The sequence below is a fragment of the Nocardiopsis yanglingensis genome, from assembly GCF_045809185.1.
Taxonomy (GTDB): Bacteria; Pseudomonadota; Gammaproteobacteria; order Xanthomonadales; family Xanthomonadaceae; genus Stenotrophomonas; species Stenotrophomonas yanglingensis.
The window spans coordinates 159379-181185 of record NZ_JBJNRH010000002.1; the positions used below are offsets into that span (position 1 = coordinate 159379).

At 66.4% G+C, this 21807-nt stretch carries 17 protein-coding genes and 1 tRNA gene; 7 read left to right on the top strand and 11 right to left on the bottom strand.

Annotation, left to right across the window (positions count from 1 at the left end; all coding sequences use genetic code 11):
- Positions 1 to 5: 5 nt before the first annotated feature.
- The gene (locus ACJ7C5_RS03945) at positions 6 to 341 is read left to right on the top strand and encodes a hypothetical protein (protein WP_094000278.1); all 336 of its coding nucleotides are present in this window, start codon (positions 6 to 8) and stop codon (positions 339 to 341) included.
- A 118-nt stretch (positions 342 to 459) separates the two neighbouring features.
- Here ACJ7C5_RS03945 and ACJ7C5_RS03950 read toward each other — a convergent pair whose 3' ends face one another.
- The 4 genes from ACJ7C5_RS03950 to ACJ7C5_RS03965 form a co-directional block, all read right to left on the bottom strand.
- Entirely contained in the window at positions 460 to 894 is a 435-nt protein-coding gene (locus ACJ7C5_RS03950) for a putative periplasmic lipoprotein (protein WP_412703109.1), read from the bottom strand.
- A gap of 193 nt (positions 895 to 1087) precedes the next feature.
- Positions 1088 to 1163 (bottom strand) — tRNA-Thr (locus tag ACJ7C5_RS03955).
- 50 nt (positions 1164 to 1213) lie between these two features.
- The gene (locus ACJ7C5_RS03960) at positions 1214 to 2218 is read right to left on the bottom strand and encodes a 2-hydroxyacid dehydrogenase (RefSeq protein WP_412703110.1); all 1005 of its coding nucleotides are present in this window, start codon (positions 2216 to 2218) and stop codon (positions 1214 to 1216) included.
- Between the two features lie 98 nt (positions 2219 to 2316).
- A complete protein-coding gene (locus ACJ7C5_RS03965) occupies positions 2317 to 5190 on the bottom strand; it encodes an autotransporter outer membrane beta-barrel domain-containing protein (RefSeq protein WP_412703111.1) in 2874 nt (957 codons plus the stop codon).
- Positions 5191 to 5428: 238 nt separating this feature from the next.
- Here ACJ7C5_RS03965 and ACJ7C5_RS03970 point away from each other — a divergent pair, with 238 nt between their 5' ends.
- The 5 genes from ACJ7C5_RS03970 to ACJ7C5_RS03990 are packed head-to-tail and all read left to right on the top strand — an operon-like array spanning position 5429 to position 11429.
- On the top strand, positions 5429 to 5956 hold the full coding sequence (locus tag ACJ7C5_RS03970; RefSeq protein ID WP_080354881.1) for an RNA polymerase sigma factor: 528 nt from the start codon (positions 5429 to 5431) through the stop codon (positions 5954 to 5956).
- A complete protein-coding gene (locus ACJ7C5_RS03975) occupies positions 5953 to 6921 on the top strand; it encodes a FecR family protein (protein ID WP_412703112.1) in 969 nt (322 codons plus the stop codon). The genes ACJ7C5_RS03970 and ACJ7C5_RS03975 overlap by 4 nt, the downstream gene beginning before the upstream one ends.
- A 14-nt stretch (positions 6922 to 6935) precedes the next feature.
- The gene (locus tag ACJ7C5_RS03980) at positions 6936 to 9722 is read left to right on the top strand and encodes a TonB-dependent receptor plug domain-containing protein (protein ID WP_412703113.1); all 2787 of its coding nucleotides are present in this window, start codon (positions 6936 to 6938) and stop codon (positions 9720 to 9722) included.
- A 46-nt stretch (positions 9723 to 9768) separates the two neighbouring features.
- Entirely contained in the window at positions 9769 to 10725 is a 957-nt protein-coding gene (locus tag ACJ7C5_RS03985; protein ID WP_412703114.1) for a hypothetical protein, read from the top strand.
- Positions 10722 to 11429, top strand: coding sequence for a hypothetical protein (locus ACJ7C5_RS03990; protein ID WP_412703115.1), 708 nt, complete (start codon positions 10722 to 10724; stop codon positions 11427 to 11429). Before ACJ7C5_RS03985 ends, ACJ7C5_RS03990 begins: the two co-directional genes overlap by 4 nt.
- 82 nt (positions 11430 to 11511) lie before the next feature.
- Here ACJ7C5_RS03990 and ACJ7C5_RS03995 read toward each other — a convergent pair whose 3' ends face one another.
- The 7 genes from ACJ7C5_RS03995 to murJ form a co-directional block, all read right to left on the bottom strand.
- Positions 11512 to 12177, bottom strand: a complete 666-nt coding sequence (locus ACJ7C5_RS03995; protein WP_412703116.1) for a lysoplasmalogenase — start codon at positions 12175 to 12177, stop codon at positions 11512 to 11514.
- Positions 12174 to 14057 carry a M61 family metallopeptidase gene (locus ACJ7C5_RS04000; RefSeq protein ID WP_412703117.1) on the bottom strand — a complete coding sequence of 628 codons (1884 nt, stop codon included), beginning with the start codon at positions 14055 to 14057 and terminating at the stop codon, positions 12174 to 12176. The genes ACJ7C5_RS03995 and ACJ7C5_RS04000 overlap by 4 nt, the downstream gene beginning before the upstream one ends.
- A gap of 244 nt (positions 14058 to 14301) precedes the next feature.
- Positions 14302 to 15252 carry a 4-hydroxy-3-methylbut-2-enyl diphosphate reductase gene (gene ispH, locus ACJ7C5_RS04005; protein WP_049428543.1) on the bottom strand — a complete coding sequence of 317 codons (951 nt, stop codon included), beginning with the start codon at positions 15250 to 15252 and terminating at the stop codon, positions 14302 to 14304.
- Between the two features lie 27 nt (positions 15253 to 15279).
- Positions 15280 to 15804, bottom strand: coding sequence for a signal peptidase II (gene lspA, locus ACJ7C5_RS04010; protein ID WP_049434638.1), 525 nt, complete (start codon positions 15802 to 15804; stop codon positions 15280 to 15282).
- On the bottom strand, positions 15804 to 18635 hold the full coding sequence (ileS, locus tag ACJ7C5_RS04015) for an isoleucine--tRNA ligase (RefSeq protein ID WP_412703118.1): 2832 nt from the start codon (positions 18633 to 18635) through the stop codon (positions 15804 to 15806). The genes lspA and ileS overlap by 1 nt, the downstream gene beginning before the upstream one ends.
- Entirely contained in the window at positions 18632 to 19579 is a 948-nt protein-coding gene (locus ACJ7C5_RS04020) for a bifunctional riboflavin kinase/FAD synthetase (RefSeq protein ID WP_032127582.1), read from the bottom strand. Before ACJ7C5_RS04020 ends, ileS begins: the two co-directional genes overlap by 4 nt.
- A 75-nt stretch (positions 19580 to 19654) precedes the next feature.
- Positions 19655 to 21259 (bottom strand): murein biosynthesis integral membrane protein MurJ, encoded by a 1605-nt coding sequence (gene murJ, locus ACJ7C5_RS04025; RefSeq protein ID WP_412703119.1) that lies wholly within the window; start codon positions 21257 to 21259, stop codon positions 19655 to 19657.
- 117 nt (positions 21260 to 21376) lie between these two features.
- Between murJ and rpsT the strand changes: the two genes are divergently transcribed.
- Positions 21377 to 21646 carry a 30S ribosomal protein S20 gene (gene rpsT, locus ACJ7C5_RS04030; RefSeq protein WP_005408560.1) on the top strand — a complete coding sequence of 90 codons (270 nt, stop codon included), beginning with the start codon at positions 21377 to 21379 and terminating at the stop codon, positions 21644 to 21646.
- Positions 21647 to 21807 lie beyond the last annotated feature (161 nt).

Sequence of the window (21807 nt, forward strand, 5' to 3'; positions counted from 1 at the left end):
ACGCCATGCGCCTGATCAACCGGCTGCTGCACTGGACCACCCTGCCCGCCGGGCGCCGCCTGGTGGCCGTGCTGGGTACTGCGCTGGTGATCGTGCTGGCCTGCAATCCGGCGCTGTCGCCGTTGCTGCCGGTGGTGGACGCGCTCGGGCTGGACGTGCTGGTGTTGTTGCTGGGTGCGCAGGTGGTGGCGGTACTGCCTTGGGTGCGGGAGCGCGCCGCGCGCGGAACCAGAGTGCTTGCACGCCTGCTGATCGGCGCATCGGCGGGAGCAGCAGGTGGGTATCTCCGGCAGCTCGCGTGGTGGCTGGCTCGGGGTGCGGGGATCGTTGGACGTCAATGAAGCTGTGTTTGCTTCGGTGACTTTGCCGACCGACCTTTCCCTTCGGGCACAAACAGAAAGCCCCGGCAACGGCCAGGGCTTCCTGTTGATGTAACTGCTCGTCTTGCGTGGAGTGCGTCTAGAACGCGGTCGGACCGATTTGAATCACACCATCATGGGTCAATGCGAGACGGATCTTGGTTCTGCCACCCGCCGTGACCACGTGGGAAATTTCGCGCCTGTGCGCCGATTCATCCCCCCACGAACAGAGCCCTTTACCCGCGAAACTTGCGCTGACAATGCGATTCCCGGCAGGCACAGACAGCGAGACAGACTCGCCCCGCTGCAGATGGGCTGCCAGGGTGCCGTCGATATACAGTGCAAGTGGGCAGGCCCCACCAACCACGCCGACGTCGCGCGTAACGATTACCTGTCCGGAAGCACTGTCCTCCATCCCATTGAAGGCGAAAATCCGCTCGGCAGGCACCGGCTGCGCCTGTTCGGAGCTGATCTGACGGGTCGCACAGCCGGCGAGAACGACGCACGCAATCAGACTCACCACGATCTTCTTCATGACATCCCCTGTTGATTGAAACTGACTTGCCCAGTCCAGCCCAGCGCCGCAAGCAATCCACGACGGCAATGGTAATGACCCCGACCGAGCCGGTACATGCCTGCAGTTCCATCGGACGCTTCCGCCAGGGCCGGGCCGCGCCAGCACAGCCCAAACAAAAAGCCCCGACCAAGGCCGGGGCTTTTCATACAACTGGTGCCGGAAACAGGAGTCGAACCTGCGACCTACGCATTACGAATGCGCCGCTCTACCAACTGAGCTATTCCGGCGGAGCCCGCGATTTTACGGGCTGGGCGCCCCGGCGGTCAATCCACCCGGCTCAGCCCGCCTCCACCCGGTTCGCACACACCCGCCCCTCGGCGAAATCCTGCAGGTTCCCCAGCGTGATCGCCGAGATCTCCTGCAGCGCCTCCACGGTGAAGAAGCCCTGGTGGCCGGTCACCAGTACGTTGGGGAAGGTCATCAGGCGCTGGAAGGCCTCGTCGTCGATGATCTCGCCAGACAGGTCCTGGAAGAACAGCGCGCTTTCCTGTTCGTAGACGTCGATGGCCAGATGGCCAAGCCGGCGCGACTTCAGCGCGCGGATCACCGCGTGGGTATCGACCAGTGCGCCGCGCGAGGTGTTGACCAGCATCGCGCCGGTCTTCATCCGCGCCAGCGAGGCGTCATTGATCAGGTGCTGGGTATCGGGCGTCAGCGGGCAATGCAGCGAGACAATGTCGGCGCGCGCCAGCAGTTCGTCCAGTCCAACCATGTCGCCCACGCCAGCGAAGGCCGGCGACGGGTACGGGTCGTGCCCCAGCACGGTGCAGCCCATGCCCTTGAAGATGCGCGCGGTAGCCAGCCCGATCTTGCCGGTGCCAACGATGCCGACGGTGCGCCCATACAAGGTGCGTCCGAGCAGGCCATCGAGCATGAAGTTGCCCTCGCGCACGCGGTTGTAGGCACGATGGGTCTGGCGGTTGAGGGTCATCACCAGCGCCAACGCGTGCTCGGCCACCGCCTCCGGCGAATAGGCCGGCACCCGTGCGACGAACAGGTCCAGCGCTTTTGCGGCGGCCAGGTCCACATTGTTGAAGCCGGCGCAGCGCAGCAGTACGGCGCGCACGCCCAGCGCATGCAGCGCGTGCAGTACCGGCGCATCGAGACGGTCGTTGACGAACACGCAGACGGCAGCGCAATCCTGCGCAAGCGCGGCGGTATGCACGTCCAGCGCGGCATCGAAGTACACGAACGCGAAGCCCTTTCCAGCGGCATCGCGCTGGTTGGCCTCCTCAAGGAAACGACGATCATAGGGGCGGGCGCTGAAGACGGCGATCTGCATGGACGGGCCTGGGTGGAATGCCACGCCGACCATACCGCAGCAACGCACCCTCTGGGGATGGCACCGGCGATGCAGGCATCGCCGGTGCCACGTGCCGCTTAGAACCGGTAGCCCAGGCCCAGCATCACGCCGTTCTGGATCTGCCCATCGCGGCGCTCGCCCAAGTAGTCGGCCATGATCGACAGCCGCTCGCTGGCACGGCTGGTCACGCCCACGTTCCAGGCCAGCACCTGCTCGCCCACCGCCTGGCTGCTGGCGCCGAACACCAGATCCGGTGCCGCAGCGAAGCCGGTGCTGTAGCGCGCCTGCGAATCGCCCAGCTCCTTCTGCCAGACCACGCGGGCACGCGGGGTGATGCGCTCGCCGTTGTTACCCTCGAAGGTCTTGAACAGCTGCAGGCCCGCGCCCACGCGGATGCTCTCCAGGCTGCCGCTGCGGCCGACCAGTGCACCTGCGCCCTGCCCTTCGTTGAAGCGGGTGGCTGAGGTACGCGCGTAGTCCACCACCGGCAGCAACGGCTGGATCACCAGACCCTTGCCGGTGGTGAACGAAAACGCGTGTTCCACACGCGCGGAGATCGCATCGTTGCTGTACTTCGCACGCAATGGCTGCTGCAGGCCATCGATGCCGCTGACACTGCGGCGGGTGTCATGCCGCAGATCGGTATAGCGCACTGCTGCCGACAGGTAGCCTCGCGAATAGGTCGCGTCCAGATAGCCGCCCACGTCCAGCGCGCGCACGTCACCGCTGAAATCGGAGCCGTCGCTGCCCTTGGTCGACATATCGGCCGCCGCCACGCTGACGCCCAGGGTGACGCGGTCATCGGCCACGCGGGTGTCGGCACCGATCACGATGCCACCGACATTGTGGCTCAGGCCGGCCACGCCGCCGTCAGCATCGATGCGGCCATGGCTGGCAAAACCGCGCGCCCAGATGCCATGGCTGCGTCCCGCATCACCGCTGCCCGCAACGCCTCCCGACGCCGGCTCGACCAGATGCATCGCCAGCTGGTTGAACAGGCTGCCGTGGCGCATGCCCGGCTGGGAGGAGACCGACTGCGCCACCTGCGAGGCCAGGCCGTCGGCATCACCGCCGCTGCGCATCGCCGTCTGGTGCTGTTGCACCACGTTGCCGATGCTGCCTACCAACGCGTTGTCGGCCAGGCGCAGGCTCGCGTGCGCATCACCGCGCAGGGCACCGGCCTGCTGCGCGATCACATCACGGTCGGCGAACTGCAGCGCGCCCAGCAGCGACTTCAGGCTGCTGTCCTGGCGGTCGGATGCCGTGGCCAGCGCGCGGCCCAGGCCATCACCCGAGGTGCCGTTGGCGAACAGGCCCAGCTGGTCAAAACCGGGGTTGGCGGTCAGCCACAGGCCATCGGCGGTCTGCTTCACGTTGAAGCTCAGCAGCGAGTTGTGGCGCGGACGGAACACCTCACCGCCAGTGATGCTGGCACTGTAGCCGGTATCGCCCAGGCGCACAGCCTCTTCGAACCCGCCCTGGTAGATCGGGCCCTGCACGAGATCGCGACGGAAATCCTGGCCGTAGTAGCCCTGCGCCACGTTCAGTTCGAGGAAGGCGCCCTTTGAGATCACCAGCGCGCCGTCGGTCTGCTTGCTGTCGAAGAAGCTGCCCACACGGATGCGGCCACTACCAGCGCCGCCGCTTTCGGTAACGTCGAACAACACCTTGCCGCCCGGCATGATGTTGACGTAGCCGTGGGTGACCAGATCGCCACCACGCGGCATCAGCGTGCCGTAGACACGCAGGCGGTTGAAGCCATCCTCGCGCCAGGACGGGCGCGTGCCGCTGGCCAGTGCACTGAGATCCATCGCGGTACCTGCCACGTCACCGTGGCCAACCAGCATGCCGGCGCTCATCACGCGCACTTCCGAAGCACGCAGGGCGCCGCCCTCCAGGGCGATGGTGCCGTTGTCGACCAGCATGAAGTCGGCACCGGTGGTCACGGAGGTCCGCCAGGTGGCGCCGTTGGTCACGCGGATCACGCCCATGGAGTTGTCCAGCGTGGATACATCCAGGTCGCCAAGGCGCAGCTTGGATAGCAGCAGGGCCTTGTAGGTGGGATCGTTCTGGTAGTCCTGTACCGAATTCGCGCCGATTCCCTGCGGACCATTACTGGAGGCGTTGTAGATACTCTGCGCCAGGTTGATGTAGCTGGACTGCCAGTTGGTATTCCATCGCGCGAAATCATCGTCGACGAAGGTCTGCAGCTGGCGACCGGTGCGCAGGTAGCCGGGATTGATGTCGCCGCTCACGTTCGCACTCACATTCAACGTATCGCCCGGATCGCGGTACCCACTCGCGGTGATGATCTTGTTGCTGTAGATGTCCTGCCCGGGGAACGACTCCAGCTTGCTGCCGCTGCCATCGGGATCGAAGGTGACCGAAGGGCCCGTGCCGCGAGCCGGATCGCGGAACACCAGCAGGCCGTTCGGCTGCACCACCTCGTACATGGCCTTGTGCAGCAGGCCGGCATCCATGCCACCACCATAGTTGCCGGTATAGATCTGGGTCATGCGCGGCGACGGCGTGTAGATCACCTTGCCGCCGTTGCTGGCCGCGTGGATCTGCACCGAGTCGATGATCGGCAGGTCGCCGGCCAGATAGCGCTCGACGCCACCCGACTGCATGATCGAGCAGGATGAAATGCAATTGCCGGACACGATGGTGTTCAGTCCGGAGGTGCGGATGATGCCCTGCAGCCACTCGCCGGCGATCAACGCACCACCATTGGACGTGCGCAGCACCACCTCACGGATCGGCCGGCCCTCGGCCTGCGCCTTGGCCAGCAACGCCGGCAGCGACACAACGTCGGCATAGGTGACGCCGCCGCTGAGGAAGATGCGGTCACCCTGCACGTGATAACTCATTGCCATGACGTCATCAGCTGCCGCGATGGCACCAACGCCGATCAGCCCGGCCAGGGCCAGGCTCAACTTCGAATGCTTCATACGTTCTCTCTCTCCACCCGCAACACGCGGGTACAGAGTCAAACGTCGGAGTACCGCGAACTCCCCCAGCATGCCCCGCCGATGAACATGAACACATTCACAATGGGAAGCGCAGTACTACACACTCTTCCCCATCCGGTCATCGTCGCGTAAAACTCGATGACGCATCCGCCAATGTCCGTCGAGGCCAGCCCTGTCCGCCCCGTCCCCCCTGATCCATCACGCGCCGGAGCCGCCCGTGCCTGCGGACGCCTTCATCGCGTTCGTACGTGAAGAACGTGCGCCGCTGTGCGCGTTCCTGCGCACGCGGGGCGTCGGGCCGGAGGATGCAGAGGACATCGCCCAGGACTGCATGGAGCGGCTGATCCGCTATCGTGCGCATGCCCCCGACGAACTGCGCCTGCTGCTGTATCGTATCGCCCGCAACCGCCTGGCGGATCGCGGCCGCTCGCCGCAATCGCGACCGCATCTGTCACTGGCCGAGCACGATGGCAGTGACGAGCCCACCAGTTCGTCACCGGATCCATTGCGCCAGGCCGAGTCCGGGCAGATGCTCTCCCTGCTGCGGCAGGCCCTTTTCAAACTGCCCGAGCGCGCGCGCGAGGTGTACCTGCTCAACCGGATCACCGGAATGAGCTATACACAGATCGCGCGGCACTGTGGAATTACAGCCAAGACCGTGGAAAAACACATCGCCCGTGCCCTGCAGGGCCTGCGCCAGGAGTTGGGACCAGACCCACTGCACAACGACAGGGATGCGGAATGAACAGCCACCGGCACAGGGAAGACGCCTCGCTGTTCGAGCGTGCCAGCACCTGGGTGGCGCGGCTGGAAGCCCCGGACTGCACGCCGGCCGAGCGCGAGTCGTTCGAAGACTGGTTGGCTGAAGATCCTGCCCATGTCAAAGCCTGGGTGCAGGCCGAGAATCTGTTCCAGCAGGGCAAGGGCCTGGCCGCTGATCCCTGGCTGCGCACCGCAGCGGCACGCGCGGCGCGACCGCCCCGACGCCGCTGGCTGCCTGCGCTCGCCACCGCCGCCGGCGTCTGCCTCGCCATCGGCATGGGCTGGATGGTGGCCGTGGATGGCAATCCCGCCCCCCAGCGCTATGCCAATGACGGCCATCTGCCGCAACAGCTGACGCTGGCCGATGGCAGCGTGGTCACGCTCGATGCCGGCACCGCGCTGCATGCCCGCTTCGGCTGGCGCCATCGCGAGCTGGACCTCGAACGCGGCCGCCTGCAGCTGCAGGTCGCGCCGTCGCGCAAGGCGCTGCAGCTGCGTGCCGGCAGCAGCACGATCCGCGATATCGGCACAACCTTCCAGGTCGAACGCCTGCAGGATGGTCTGGTCGAAGTCGCGCTGCTGGAAGGTGCGGTGGAGGTCAGCAGCGGTGTGGCCCAGCACACGCTGGCACCCGGCCAGCAACTGCAGGTACTGCCGTCCGGGCGCATCCAGCCCGGCCCGGCGCTGTCGTCCACGGCGGCGGCCGAGGGCTGGCTGCATGGGCAACTGGTATTCGATGCCACGCCGCTGTCGATCGTGGTCGAACGCATGAACCGCTATGGCCGTACACCGCTGGTGATCGCTGATCCGGAGATCACCGATCTGGCGGTCAGTGGCACGTTCCGCGCAGGCGATGCACAGGAGTTGCTGTCCGCGCTGGAACTGGGCTGGTCCGTCGCTGGCCAGACGCGCCCGGATGGCGCGCTGGAACTGCGCCGCACGTACTGAGGAGGTCTGCGGTGATGGCAGGACCGGGCGCGCTGCAGTGGAGGCTGCTCCGGCCGCTGCTGTGCGTGGCGCTGCTGCTGGGGGCAGTGCCTGCGGCCATGGCCGGTGAGTCCGCTGCCGCCCACGATTACCGCATCGGCGCCGGCCCCTTGCCGTCGGCATTGCAGCAATGGGCGCGGCAGAGCGGTATCGCCCTGATGTTTGATGGCCGTGAGCTGTCAGGACTTCACACCGACGGCGCGCATGGCCAGACCGATCCGGCCAGCGCCCTGAAACAGCTGGTTGCCGGCATGCCGGTGACCATCCTGCGCACGCCGTCTGGTGGTTTCGTGGTTCGCCGTGTCCGCACCGCGTCCATCGCTGCAGCACCCGCCCCGGTGGCGGCGCCGGCACCTCTGCACAGCCTCCCCGAATCGCCGCGCCAGGTGGAACTGGCACCGATCCACGTCACCGGCAGCCGCCTGCCACGCACCTCGGTACAGACCACGCTGCCGGTCACCACGATCGACCGCTCCGACATCCTGCGCAGTGGCTACGGCAGTCTGTTCGACCTGCTGCGGCATCTGCCCGGCATGAATGGCCTGCCCGCAATGAGCAGCGCACGCAGTGGTGATTCGCAGTACCTGCCGGTCGGTGCTGCAGCCACAACCAGCTTCGACGGCATGGGACCGCGTGCCACCCTGTTCCTGGTCAACGGCCGGCGCCTGCCCCGCTATCCGATGGTATCGCTGGAACAAGGCGGGCTCACCGACCTCGGCGGCATTCCGCTGAGCTTCGTCGACCGCATCGAACTGGTGCGCGGCGGTGCCTCGGCCATCTATGGGGCCGATGCCATGTCCGGCGTGGTCAACATCATCCTGCGCGACCAGGCCGATGGGCCCGAAGCCATGCTGCAGACCGGCCTGAGCAGCCGCGGTGATGCCGGCCAGTACCGCCTGCAGGCCGCCACCGGCGGCGCGCGCGGCAACGGGGACCGCTGGTTTGCCGGCCTCGATCTGCACCGTGTCGAGCATGTCGCCGGTGACCAGCGTGACTGGCATGCAGAAACTTCGCTGTATCCGATCGGCGCGATCTTCGGCAACTGGTACGTGCCTGCCCGGCGCTGCGAGCCGCCCCTGAAGCGGCGCGAGGATGGCTGCTGGTTTGACAGCGCGCGGCCGCGTTCGCTGCAGCCTGCTTCGGATACTGCGTCGGCCTACCTGCACTACCGGCATGAACATGGTGAGGGACGCTATGCCTATGTCGAGGCACGGGCCAGTCACAACCGCCAGCGCTTCGACCTGGGCCCGACTGCCGTTGCGGTGGTCTCGCGGGGAATCACCTTCAACACTGTGCTGCGCGAGGCCGGCAACGTGCGCCCCAGCGTCCGCGCCACCGATGCGGACGTCACCTTCGGCATCGGCCGTGACCAGGGCCGGCGCAGCTGGGAGGCGGGCATCAGCGCGCAGCGCAGCGAAGTCACCTTGTCCACTGCTGGTACCGTGCGCACGGCACGCCTGCTTGAAGCAACGCAGGCGCGCAGGTTCACTCCCGGTTTCGACGCACCACCGGCAGCAGATGTGGACACGCTGTTTCCATCCATCCGCAACCGCGGCAGCACCGCACAATGGCAGGGCTGGTGGGGCGTGCAGCGTGAGCTGATGGCGATGCCCGGGGGCAATGCGCAGCTGGCCACCGGCATCGACCTGCGCCATGAACGCTGGGTCTCGCGTCCGGACGCGCTGCTGAGCCAGGGCGACCTTGCGCTGGGCCTGCCGCAGCAGCAACGCCAACTGTCACGACAAAGCAGTGGCGTCTACACCGAGCTGGGCCTGCCGCTGGCACCCACGCTGCGCGCGGACCTGGCTGCACGCTGGGACCGCGATGGCGGCTTCATGGCATTCTCGCCACGTGCCGGGCTGCGCTGGAGCCCCACACCCCACTGGTCGTTCCTGCTGGCCAGCGGGCGCGGCTACCGTGCGCCGAGCCTGTTCGAGCAACGGCGGCCTCCCGGCTACTTCGGCTCGATCGCGCTTCCGGTGTCCAGTGCGCTTCCGGAATGTGCAATCGCTACGCGCGGTGGCGGCTGCAGCGTCACGGCCAACGTGGTTGAGAACGATGCACTGAAGGCCGAGCGATCGCGCAGCCATTCGCTGGCGGCCACGTGGACGCCCAACGACACGTTCTCGCTGTCGCTGACCCACAACATCGTGGAACTGCGCAACGAGATCCTCGCCCTGCAGCCGAGCGACGCAGTGTGGAATCGCAGCACCTGGGAACTGGATGAAGACGGCCACCTGAGCAGCCTGCGCCTGTCGTTCGACAACATCGGTCGCACCACGTCCCGCAACTGGGTGCTGCGTGGCGAGTACCGCATCGACAGCGGCAGCAACGGCCAGTGGTTGTTGTCGCTCGATGCACTGAAACAGCAGGAGCTGCGTCGCCGCCGTGACCACGAGGCCGCCGTGGACCTGCGCGGCCACGTGACACCCGAGCTGGCTGCGGTGTTGAACGTGCAATGGCAGAACAGCAACTGGGACATCGCCCTGCGCGGTAATCAGGTCGGTCGCACCCGTGCCTGGTTGCCCGGGGCCGAGTGCCCGCAGGATCAGGTCGAACAGAACCACTGCATGAATCCACGCCAGCTGCGCTGGAACCTGCACCTGGCACGCCGCCTCGGCCCACGCATCGTCGCGGCACTGGACGTGCACAATGTGCTCGATGCACAACCGGTGAACTTCCTGGTCGGCAACGGCGGGCAGATGCCCGGGCTGGACGATCCGCTCGGTCGCTATTACCTGCTTACCCTGCAGTTCCGCTGAAGCGTAGTAATCTACGCGCCCTGTTCCACCGCGGTCCCCTTCCCCCATGAAAGCCTATCTCTGGTTCTGGGGCGCGTTCCTGCTGTTCTTCGCGTTGCCCTTCCCCTGCATCCTCTATCTCGGCACCTCGTGGCCGGTGGCGCTGGTCGACCGCAGTGCACCGTGGCAGGCACTGTTGCTGCTCGCGTTGTCGCTGGCGCTGTGGCTGACGCTGCTGTTCGCCTTCCTGCACTACCTGTTGCTGGCGCCGCCGCGTGCACTGCACCGGGTGCAGTCGATCCTGGTCGACGGTGAACCGCGCAGTGCGATGATCGAGCAGGCCGAACAGACCGGCGTGCAGGTGCGCGGCTTCGCGCAATGGAAACTGCAGTTGTCCTTCAAGAACCTGTCCGGTACGCCGATCCGCGAACAGATGCTGGTGGTCGACAGTAAACCCCAGCTGCATCGCTTCGAGGTGGGCAGGCACATCGATGCGCGCCTGGGCCGGACGCCCGGGGCATTCCCCAACATCGTGCTGGACGGTGCCCAGCCTGAACTGGATGTCGCCGGCCTGTGGCGGCGGGGCATCGGTGCAGCACTCGGCATCGCCACTGTTGCTGCTGCCTATGTGGGGGCCTACCGGCTGCAGAGCGAGGGGCTGGGCTGGACCTTCCTGTCGTTCGGTCACCCGCTGCTGGTGTGCCCGCTGGTGCTGTGTGGCTATGCGCTGGGCCTGCGCCTGCTCGGCCGCCTGCTGCACGCCGATGCCCGCGGCGATGCGCTGAAGTATCGTGGCATCGGCGTGGAGGCCAGGGTGGTGAAGGTGCGTCAGACCGGCACCTACCTCAACGAACAACCGCAGGTGGAGTTCCAGCTGGAATACATCGACCGCGAAGGCAACGTGCAGCAGGTCCGCGTGCGCCGTTTCATCCCGCTGATTGAACTGGCCAACATCCCGCGCGAGCACGTGACGCTGCTGTACGACCCGGATGACCGCAGCAACGTGCGCCTGGAGGGAGTATGAAACAGCCGCCCTCCACGCGGCTGCTGTTCTCGCTGGTACTGCTGGTGCTGGCCGGCGTGGCCGTTGCTGGCGGCGCCATGCAGACCATCGGCGAAACGCTGGGCCACTCGGTGCAACGCGACCGGTTGCCAGCACCCATCGGTACGCAGCCGTCGCGCGAGAAACCCGCATCGCTTGCACCGATTCCCGATCCACGGCCGGCTCCCATTCCCGAACGCAACAACCATCTGTTCGATGCGGACTATCTGCAGGCCGCGCGCCAGGCACTGGAGCAGCTGCCGGGACTGGCCGGACAGCGGTTGACGGTCTTCCACAGCATTCACTTCTACGATGATGGTCGCATCAACCTGGATCTGGTCGATCCACAGCAGCCAACCCACGTCGACAGCTACCACTTCGAGCGTGGCCAATGGCGCAAGGGCAATCCAGTGAACCCACAACAGTTCGCTCCCACCATCAGCCTGCAACGCAGCAGCACGCCTCTGGCCAGCATCGATTTCGATGCCGTGCCACGCGTGGCCAGAGCGCTGCAGGAACAGCGCAATGCGCTGCAGAACCCCGCATCCGAAGTCGGCCATGTCTACGTGATCGTGCGCAAAGCCGGCAAACTGGTATGGCTGCCGGACGAAGTGGCCGGTGATCGCGAATCGGTGCGACTGCAGTTCGACGCACAGGGCAGCGCCCGCAGCGTAAGTCGCCAGTAGGCCTCAAAAAGGGGACGGAGGGAATTAAGTCGTATGCAGCATCAAGGCGTATACGACTTAATTCCCTCCGTCCCCTTTTTTGCTACTTCACCGAGCGCGCGATGGCGTACTGCGCGCCGTAGTAGGTGGACAACACCAGCAGGCTGGCCAGCGGCAGGCCGCCGGCGAAGCGGTCCCAGGCCAGCAGTGAATCGCTGGCGACGAACAGCAATGCACCTGCCGCGGCCCAGCGGGCGCTTCGGGCTTCCACGGCATCAGGCTGTGGCCGGCGCCACTGGCGTGCCAGGGCCAGCACCGCCATCGAGGCCAGCACCACCACGTAGGCCAACACCGGAATGCGCATCGGTGCGGGCAGGTGCGGCCACAGGCCAAGTACATTGAGTACTGCAAACGCGCCGAGCAGGACGCTGGCGGCGAGCAGGCCGCGCCCGGCACGCAGGCCATCGCGGAAGGCGACGATGTAGCAGAGGTGCGCCAACAGGAACGCGACCAGCCCCGGCACGAACGCGTCCACCGGCAGCATCAGCGCGATGTCGCCCATGCACGAGAGCAGCATGCCGGCCAGCACCGCGCGGCGGTAGAACGGCTGCACCGGATCATGCACGCGCCAGACGATGGCAGCGATCAGCAGCGTGGTGGCCGGCTTGGCGAGCCAATGCAGCCAGCGCCCATCACCCTGCAGGTACGCGCCGATGATGGCGAGGATTGCCATCAGCAGGATCAGACCATCGCGGGCGCGCGGTTTCATCGCGCCTTCCACAGGTCCGCCAAGCGGTCAGGCTTGCCGGCAATGCGCTCCAGCACCGGGTACTGCAGGCCACCGTGGTAGTCGATGTTCATGCTCTCGATACGGTCGAACTGCTTTACCAGCAATACGATCGGCGCCTTGTCCTTCGCCGCTGCTGCCACCGCATCCTTCAGCCGCTGGCTGCTGTACTCGCGCCCGCCAACTGCAATCACCTTCATGCCCGGCGCCAGGCCAGCGTTGAAGGCCGGGCTGTCCCAGATAACGTCACCCACCGCGCCGCTGTCGAGCACGGTCGCGCCCAGCGAATACGCCAGCAGCGCCGCCTTGGCACGTTTTTCCTGTGCCTTGTAGGCGTCGTTCGGGGTATCGCGATAGACCAGCTTCCAACCTGCCAGCTCCAGACCGCCGGTCAACGAACCGTGGCCATCCAGGCGCCCGCGCAGGAACGTGGCCCAGTCATACGGGGCGATGCCGTTCAAGGTCGCGACCACGTCATCAAAGGTGTACGGGTTGACGTCCCAGTCGCCATTGCCGACGCCGAAGAATGCACGCGCGAAGTCATCCAGGCTGCGGCGGTTGCCGCTTAGTTCGCGCAGCTTGCCCTCCACTTCCAGCCACAGCATCTGGCCGCCGGAGTAGTAGTCTTCGCTCATCTGGTAGTTGCGGTACGGCAGGGTGCGGCGCTGGGCGATGGTCGGGTCGTTGGTGGTGTCCTGCAGCGGGCGCCAGGCCAGGCCGGGGCGGCCACGGTCATAGGTCGCGGCCACGTTGGCCAGCATGTCGCGTGCCTGCGCGACCGACCACAGGCCCGAACGCGCCGCCAGCACCTGTCCCCAGAACTGGGTCTGGCCTTCGTATACCCACAGCAGGCTGTCGCCCATCGGCGTGTTGAAGTTGGCGGTGGCGAGATCCGCGCCGCGACGGTACTTGCCGTTCCAGGAATGGGTGTACTCATGCGGCAGCAGATCGCGCATCCACGCATTGCTGTCCCACTCGGTGAAGTACCCCGGGTCGGCGCTGTTCTCGCTGGAACGGTGATGCTCCAGGCCGATGCCGCCGAGGCGGTCGGTCAACGCGAGCAGGAATTCATAGTGGTTGTAGTGACGCGCACCATAGAGCTTGTCGGCCTGCTGCACCAGCGCGCGGTGCATGGTGATCTGCGCCTCGCTCGGCTTCAGCGACTTGGCCTCGTCGGCGAACACATTGAGGTGTACCGGCACCTTCGCGCCCGGGTCGAGATCGATGCGCTGGTAGTGCTCGCCGGCGAACAAGGGCGAATCAACCAGATGGTCATACGAAATCGGCTTGAACACCACGGTGTCACCGTCGCGGCGCGCGGTCTCCAGTGCGGTGGCGAATGACCAGCCCTTGGGCAGCGTCACGCTGGCCTGCGCCTGCAGCAGCCGCGCATCGACACCGGCCGGATACAGCGAGTTGGCGTTCCACTGCAGGTTGAGCATTTCCGGGGTCATCACCACCCGGCCCTGGCTGCCGCCCTGCGAGGACAGGAAATCGAAGTGGGCGACGATCTCGCTCACGCCCTCGGGCACGTTCACCTTGAACGCATAGACATTGAACTGGTCGCGCTGCCAGGCCAGCGGCTTGCCGTTGGCGGTCACGCGCAGGCCGGCCAGCTTGTCGATCGGGCCGGTGGGCGAATGGTTGCCGGGAATCCACTGCGGGTACAGCAGGGTCATCGGGCCGGGCTTGGCCGGCACCGTAGCGGTCACCTTGAAGATGCGCCGGGCCAGATCGCGCGCGTCCACATCGATGCGCAGCAGGCCGGGAGCCGCCGCGTTCGCCGGTGGCGAGGTCTGCGCCAGTGCAGGCGTGGCCGCCAGCGCAAACAGCAATGACATCGCCAAGGCTCGGGTCTTCATCGGGCAACTTCCAACAACGGAGAATCCTCCGATGCTAGGCCTGTGCGGTGCCCTGCCCCATGGCCAAAGGTCATGGGCGAGCGCCCATCCGTGCACGCCCGGAAGCGTGCGAACCAAAGTTCGCACCCACCTTGTGCTGGTTCGCCCCCACCAGAGCAGTTTCAGTAGATCCACGCCACGCGTGGATGGGATGTATCCAGAAGCAGTGCGGACCAAGGTCCGCACCCACCAGAGTCAGGCCCGGTCAGTCGACCAGGCGCAGGCGCAGTTCCTTCGGCAGCGCGAACACCATCGATTCCGGCTCGCCATCCAGCTCGCCCACGCCGCTGGCACCCAGCTCGGCCAGGCGTGCCAGCACGCCATCGACCAGTACCTGCGGCGCCGAAGCACCTGCGGTCACGCCGATGTGCTGCTTGCCCACCACCCACGCCGGGTCGATTTCATGCGCGCCGTCGATCAGGTACGACTCCACGCCTTCTCGGCGGGCCAGCTCGCTCAAACGGTTGGAGTTGGAGCTGTTCGGCGAACCGACCACCAGCACCAGGTCGCAGCGCTTGGCCAGGTCGCGCACGGCGTCCTGGCGGTTCTGCGTGGCGTAGCAGATGTCGTCGTTCTTCGGGCCCTGCATCGCCGGGAAACGCTCGCGCAATGCATCGATGATGCCGCGCGTGTCGTCCACCGACAGCGTGGTCTGGGTGGTGTAGGCGAAGTTTTCCGGCTGGTTGATGTGCAGCGTGGCAACCTGCTCCACATCTTCGACCAGGTAGATCTGGCCGGTACCGGCTTCGCGGTTCCACTGGCCCATGGTGCCTTCCACTTCCGGGTGACCGGCATGGCCGATCAGCACCACGTCACGGCCGGCACGGCAGTGGCGGGCGACTTCGAAGTGGACCTTGGTCACCAGCGGGCAGGTGGCGTCGAACACCTTCAGGCCACGGCGCTCGGCTTCCTGGCGCACGGCCTGGGACACGCCATGCGCGCTGAAAATGACCGTGTTGTTGTCCGGAACCTCGTCGAGTTCCTCGACGAAGATCGCGCCGCGCTGCTTCAGGTCATCGACCACGAAGCGGTTGTGCACCACTTCATGGCGGACGTAGATGGGCGCGCCCAGCGTTTCGATCGCGCGCTTGACGATCTCGATCGCACGATCGACACCGGCACAGAAACCACGCGGGTTGGCGAGCAGCACATCCATCAGTTCAATCTCCCGGCAGCGGCCGGCTTACGGTTTCGGATTGGCATTATCCGCCTTTTTGGCGGACTTGCCGTCGAACAGGCCAAACAGGGCGATGCCGATGGCACCCACCACGATGGCCGAATCGGCGATGTTGAACGAGGGCCAGGTGTAGCTGCCCACGTACCACTGGATGAAATCGACCACATGGCCATGCACCTGGCGGTCGATCACGTTGCCGATCGCGCCGCCGATGATCAGCGCATACGGCACGGCCGCCTTCCAGTTGCCACGGGCGGTGCCGCGCAGCCACCAGGCCATCAGGCCGCTGATGACGATCGCCAGCACGGTGAAGAAGTGCTTCTGCCAGCCACCGGCGTCGCTCAGGAAACTGAACGCCGCACCGGTGTTGTAGGTGCGGTACCAGTTCCAGAAGCCGTCGATGACCACCACCGGCTGGAACTCCGGCAGGCTCGACAGGACCCAGGCCTTGGACCACTGGTCCAGCCCGATGATGGCCACCGACAGCAGCAGCCAGACCAGGGCGTTCGGATGCGGACGGGGCGCGGCCATCAGAACCAGCTCCGCACTTCACCGGCACCGGTGATGTTGCTCACGCAGCGGCCGCACAGCTCCGGATGATCGGCGTTGCTGCCGACGTCGGCGCGGTGATGCCAGCAGCGCACGCACTTGGCCTTGGTGGTCGGCTGGGCGCTGACGAACACCTCGTCGGTGGTCGCCGGGCGCACCTGCACGTCGCCACTGATGAACAGGAAACGCAGTTCATCGGCCAGCGGCTGCCAGCGCGCGGCCTGCTCTTCGCTGGTGGCGATGGTGATCTCCGCCTCCAGTGCAGCACCGATCGCGCCGTTGGCACGCATCGGCTCGAGCACCTTGGCCACCTGCTCGCGCACGGCCAGCAGCTGGTCGAAATCAGCGGCGTTGAGCTGGGCATCGGCCGGCAGCGGCGCCAGGCCGTCGTACCAGGTGGTGAACAGCACGTGCTCGGCGCGTTCGCCCGGCAGGTAGCCCCACAGCTCGTCGGCGGTGAAGGTCAGGATCGGCGCGACCCAGCGGGTGAACGCTTCGGCGATGTGGTACATCGCGCTCTGTGCCGAACGGCGACCATGCGAATCGGTCGGCATCGTGTACAGGCGATCCTTGGTCACGTCCAGGTACAGCGAGCCCAGGTCCACGCTGCAGAAGTTCAGCAGCAACTGCACGATCTCGGCCATGTTGTAGCCGTCGTAGGCCGCCTTGATCTTCTCCTGCAGCTCCCACGCGCGATGCACGATCCAGCGGTCCAGCGCGACCATCTGGTCGAGCGGCTGCAGGTGCTGGGCCGGATCGAAACCGTCCAGGTTGCCCAGCAGGAAGCGTGCGGTGTTGCGCAGGCGACGGTAGGCGTCGGCATTGCGCTTGAGGATCTCCTGCGACAGCGACATCTCGTTGCTGTAGTCGGCCGAGGCGATCCACAGGCGCAGGATGTCCGCGCCCAGCTTGTTCATGATGTCCTGCGGCTCGATGCCGTTGCCCAGCGACTTGGACATCTTGCGACCGTGCTCGTCCACGGTGAAGCCGTGGGTCAGGCACTGCTTGTACGGGGCGCGCTTGTCGATCGCCACGCCGGTCAGCAGCGAGGACTGGAACCAGCCGCGGTGCTGGTCGGAACCTTCCAGGTACAGGTCGGCCGGCTTGCCGAAGCCACGCGCGGCGAGCACGCCTTCATGGGTCACGCCCGAGTCGAACCAGACGTCGAGGATGTCGGTGACCTTCTCGTAATCGGCTGCTTCGGCACCCAGCAGTTCGGCGGCATCCAGCGAATACCACACGTCGATGCCCTCGGCTTCGACGCGGTCGGCGACCTGCTGCATCAGCTCCACCGAACGCGGGTGGATCTCGCCGGTCTGGCGATGGGTGAACAGTGCGATCGGCACACCCCAAGTGCGCTGGCGCGAGATGGTCCAGTCCGGACGACCGTCGACCATGCTCTGGATGCGCGCCTTGCCCCAGGTCGGGAACCAGCCGACGGTGTCGATGGCGGCCAGCGCATCGTTGCGCAGGTTGGCCTTGTCCATCGAGATGAACCACTGCGGGGTGGCGCGGAACACCACCGGCGTCTTGTGGCGCCAGCAGTGCGGGTAGCTGTGGCGGATCGGGTGGAAGGCGAGCAGCGCGCCGTTGTCGCGCAGCACGCCGACGATGGCTTCCTGCGCCTTCCACAGGTGCTGGCCAGCCAGCACCACGTCACCGGCCGGCGGGGTCGATTCCAGGTACACGCCACGGCCATCGATCGGGGTCACCTGGCCGGCGTTGTACTTGTCCAGCAGGCCGTACTTCTGGCTGACCACGAAGTCTTCCTGGCCATGGCCGGGGGCGGTGTGCACCGCACCGGTACCGTCTTCGTCGGAGACGTGGTCGCCGTTGAGCACCAGGATCTCGCGTTCCGGGTAGAACGGGTGCGCCAGCAGCTGGTTTTCCAGCGCAGCGCCGGTGGTTTCACCGTGCAGCACCACCTCGTCCACGCCGTAGCGCTGCAGCGCGCGCTCGGCCAGGGCGGCGGCCAGCACCAGCCAACGGCGCTTGCCGTTGTGGGCCGGGCCCTCGGCCAGCACGTAGCGGATTTCCGCGCCCAGCGACACCGCCAGCGAGGCCGGCAGCGTCCACGGTGTGGTGGTCCAGATCGGCACGGCCACTTCGACGTCGGCCGGCACGCTCACGCCGAACGCCTGGCCGATGGCCTGCGCATCGCGCGCGGCGTAGGCCACGTCGATCGCCGGCGATTCCTTTTCCTGGTACTCGATCTCGGCCTCGGCCAGCGCCGAGCCGCAGTCGAAGCACCAGTACACCGGCTTGGCGCCACGCACCAGGTGGCCGTTGGCCACGACCTTGGCCAGCGCACGGATTTCGTTGGCTTCGAAATCGAAGCTCAGGGTCTTGTACGGGTTGTCCCAGTCGCCGGTCACGCCCAGGCGCTTGAAATCCACGCGCTGGATGTTGATCTGCTCTTCGGCGAACTCACGGCACTTCTGGCGGAACTCGACGGCGTCGAGCTTGGTGCCGACCTTGCCCCACTTCTTCTCGACCGCGATCTCGATCGGCAGGCCATGGCAGTCCCAACCCGGCACGTAGGGCGCATCGAAGCCGGCCAGGTAGCGCGACTTGACGATGATGTCCTTCAGGATCTTGTTGACCGCGTGGCCCAGGTGGATGCGGCCGTTGGCGTACGGCGGGCCATCATGCAGCACGAACAGCGGGCGGCCGGCGGCGTTGTCGCGCAGCTGCTGGTAGAGCCCCTGCTCTTCCCACCGCGCCAGAATGCCCGGCTCGCGCTTGGGCAGATCGCCGCGCATCGGGAATTCGGTGGCTGGCAGGTTCAGGGTGGTCTTGTAGTCCTGGCTCACGCAGTGGCTCGCAATCTATGTTCGGAAAGGATGGCGCGCGCCTGTTCGGCGTCGCGGTGCATCTGGTCGGTCAGTGCCGCCAGATCATTGAATTTCTCTTCGTCGCGCAGCTTGGCGACGAACTCCACGTCGATGTGGCGCCCGTACAGGTCGCCCTGGAAATCGAACAGGTGGGCTTCCAGCAGCGGCTCCACGCCGTCCACCGTCGGCCGCGTGCCGAAGCTGGACACCGACGGCCACGGCTGGTCGAACACGCCGTGCACCCAGGTCGCGTAGATGCCCGACAGCGCCGGCGTCTTCGGGAACCGCAGGTTGGCAGTGGGGAAGCCCAGCGTACGACCAAGCTGGCGGCCGCGCACCACCCGCCCGCTGATCGCGTACGGACGCCCGAGCAGGTCGCCGGCACGGGCGAAGTCGCCGTCCTGCAGCAGCTGGCGGATGCGGGTACTGGAAATGCGCTCGCCATGCAGGTCGACCGCTTCGATCTCGCCGGCGCTGAAGCCGAGCTCGGCACCGAGCTGCTGCAACAGGGCCAGGTCGCCGCGACGGCGGTTGCCGAAGCAGAACTCCGGCCCGATCCAGACCTCACGCGCACTCAGGCGATTGACCAGCAGCTGGCGCACGAAGGTCTCGGCCGGCATCGCCGCCATCGCCGCGTCGAAACGCAGCAGGCCGATCGCATCGACGCCGAGCTCGCGCAGGATCTCGACCTTGCTGCGTGCCAGGGTCAGCCGCGGCGGCGGCGTGCCCTGGGCGAAGAATTCACGCGGCAGCGGCTCGAACGCCACGGCCACCGCGGCCACGCCCAAGGCGCGCGCGCGGGCAACCGCGTGGCGGACCAGCGCACGATGGCCCAGGTGGAGGCCGTCGAATGCACCGATACAGACCACGCTTCCGTTGGGGAACAGCTCCCCGCCCTCGACGCTTCTGAACAGCCTGCTCATCAACTCTCGTTCCGGCCCGACCGGGGCCGCCGTTTCAATGGTGTAACCCTGAAGTATAGCCGCCACGGGCCGCGATCAATGCCCGCGCAGGTCGCGCGGGCGGAAGCCCATCGCCACCATGGCCACCGCGTAGGTCGCGCCACCACCACCGACCAGCAGTGCCAGGGCACCGATCCGCTCCCACACGCTCATCGCCGAGAAGCCGGGCAGCCAGTACAGGAGGGCCAGCAGCACGCCGACCATGGCCGCGCAGGCCAGCAGCAGGCGGGCCAGATAGCCGCCCCAACCCGGCCGGCGCTGGTAGACATCGGTCTTGCCCAGCCAGTACCAGAGCAGGCCCAGGTTCAGGTAACTGGACAGTGCGCTGGCAATGCCCAGCGCCAGGTGCAGGCCCGGTTGCTTGCCGATGGCGGCCATCACGCCCTGCGCCTTCAGCTCGTCCGGCACCATCACCTGGTACAGCACGGCCAGCAGCGCGAAGTTGAACACCATGTTGGCCACCAGCGCGGCCACACCGGCACGCACCGGGGTCTTGGTGTCCTGGCGGGCGTAGAAGGCCGGCAGCACCACCTTCAGCAGGGCGAACGCTGGCAGGCCGAAACTCAGGCCGTACACCGACAGCGCGGTCATGCGGGTATCGAAGGCGCTGAACTGGCCGTGCTGGAAGATGGTCGCGATCAGCGGTTCGGCCAGCAGCAGCAGGCCCAGCATGGCCGGCACCGAAATCAGCAGGGTCATGCGCAGACCCCAGTCCAGCGAGCGCGAGAAGCCCTCGCGGTCGGTACTCACATGATGGCGGGCCAGCGCCGGCAGGATCACCGTGCCCAGCGCCACGCCGAACACGCCCAGTGGCAGCTCCAGGAAGCGGTCGGCCAGCGACAGCCAGGACTGCGAGCCGTCGGTCAGCTTTGCCGCGATGACCGTGTCCAGCAGCAGGTTGATCTGCGCCACCGAGGAGCCGAACAGGGTCGGCACCATCAGCGTCATCACCTTGCGCACGCCCGGGTGGCTCCAGCCCCAGCGCGGCAGGGCCAGCAGGTTGATGCCCTTCAGCGACGGCAGCTGGAACAGCAGCTGCAGGATGCCGGCGGCCAATACCGCCCAGCCCAGCGCCAGAATCTGCTTTTCCGGGGTACCGCCCAGCCGCGGCGCAAGCCACAGCGCACCGGCGATCATGCACAGGTTGAGGATGACCGGGGTCAGCGCCGGCATCGCGAAGCGCTGGAAGCTGTTCAGCGCGCCGCCGGCCAGAGCGGTGAGCGAGACGAACAGCAGGAAGGGGAAGGTCAGGCGGAACAGGTCGACCAGCAGGCCCTGCTTCACAGGATCGGTATCAACACCGCTTGAGAAGACCGAGGCCAGTTGCGGCGCGAAGATCAACGCCAGCGCGGTGACCAGCATCAACACCCCACCCAGGGTGCCGGCGGTGCGGGCCATCAGTTCACGCAGCTCGGCATGGCTGCGGGTTTCCTTCACTTCCGTGAACACCGGCACGAAAGCAGTGGCGAAGGAGCCTTCGGCGAACAACCGGCGCAGGAAATTGGGTACCCTGAAGGCAACCCAGAACGCATCGGTGACCGCATTGGTGCCGAACGTGGTGGTGATCACCTGGTCACGGACAAGTCCGAGCACCCGCGAGACCATGGTCATGCTGCTGAACGACAGCAGGCCTCGCAACATCTTCGGTGAACTCACTCAGCGTCCCTCTTGACAATCGACTTGACGTGCATTTCTCGGGCCATCATACTAGCTAGCTTGCTGTTCCCATAACACCGATTTTTTCAGGAAACCACCACCGTGGCCAATATCAAGTCCGCCAAGAAGCGCGCCAAGCAGACCGTCGTGCGCAACGCGCGCAACGTGGCTCAGCGCTCGATGCTGCGCACCGCTGTCAAGAAAGTGATCAAGGCGCTGGACGCCAACGATGCCGCCGGCGCCGAAGCCGCCTTCGCCGTTGCCCAGCCGATCCTGGATCGCTTCAGCGCGCGTGGCCTGATCCACAAGAACAAGGCTGCTCGTCATAAGAGCCGCCTGAACGACCGCATCAAGGCCCTCAAGGCCGCCTGATCCGGCGTTGCCGCCCTGCCCTTCGGGGCCGGGCTGCAGACAAGAACCCGGCCCTGGCCGGGTTTTTTGTTGCCTGCGATCCGGTAGTGGGGGGGGGGGGGGGGGGGGGCCCCCCGGGGGGGCCCCCCGCCGCCCCCGCCCCCCACCGGCAAAAAAAACCC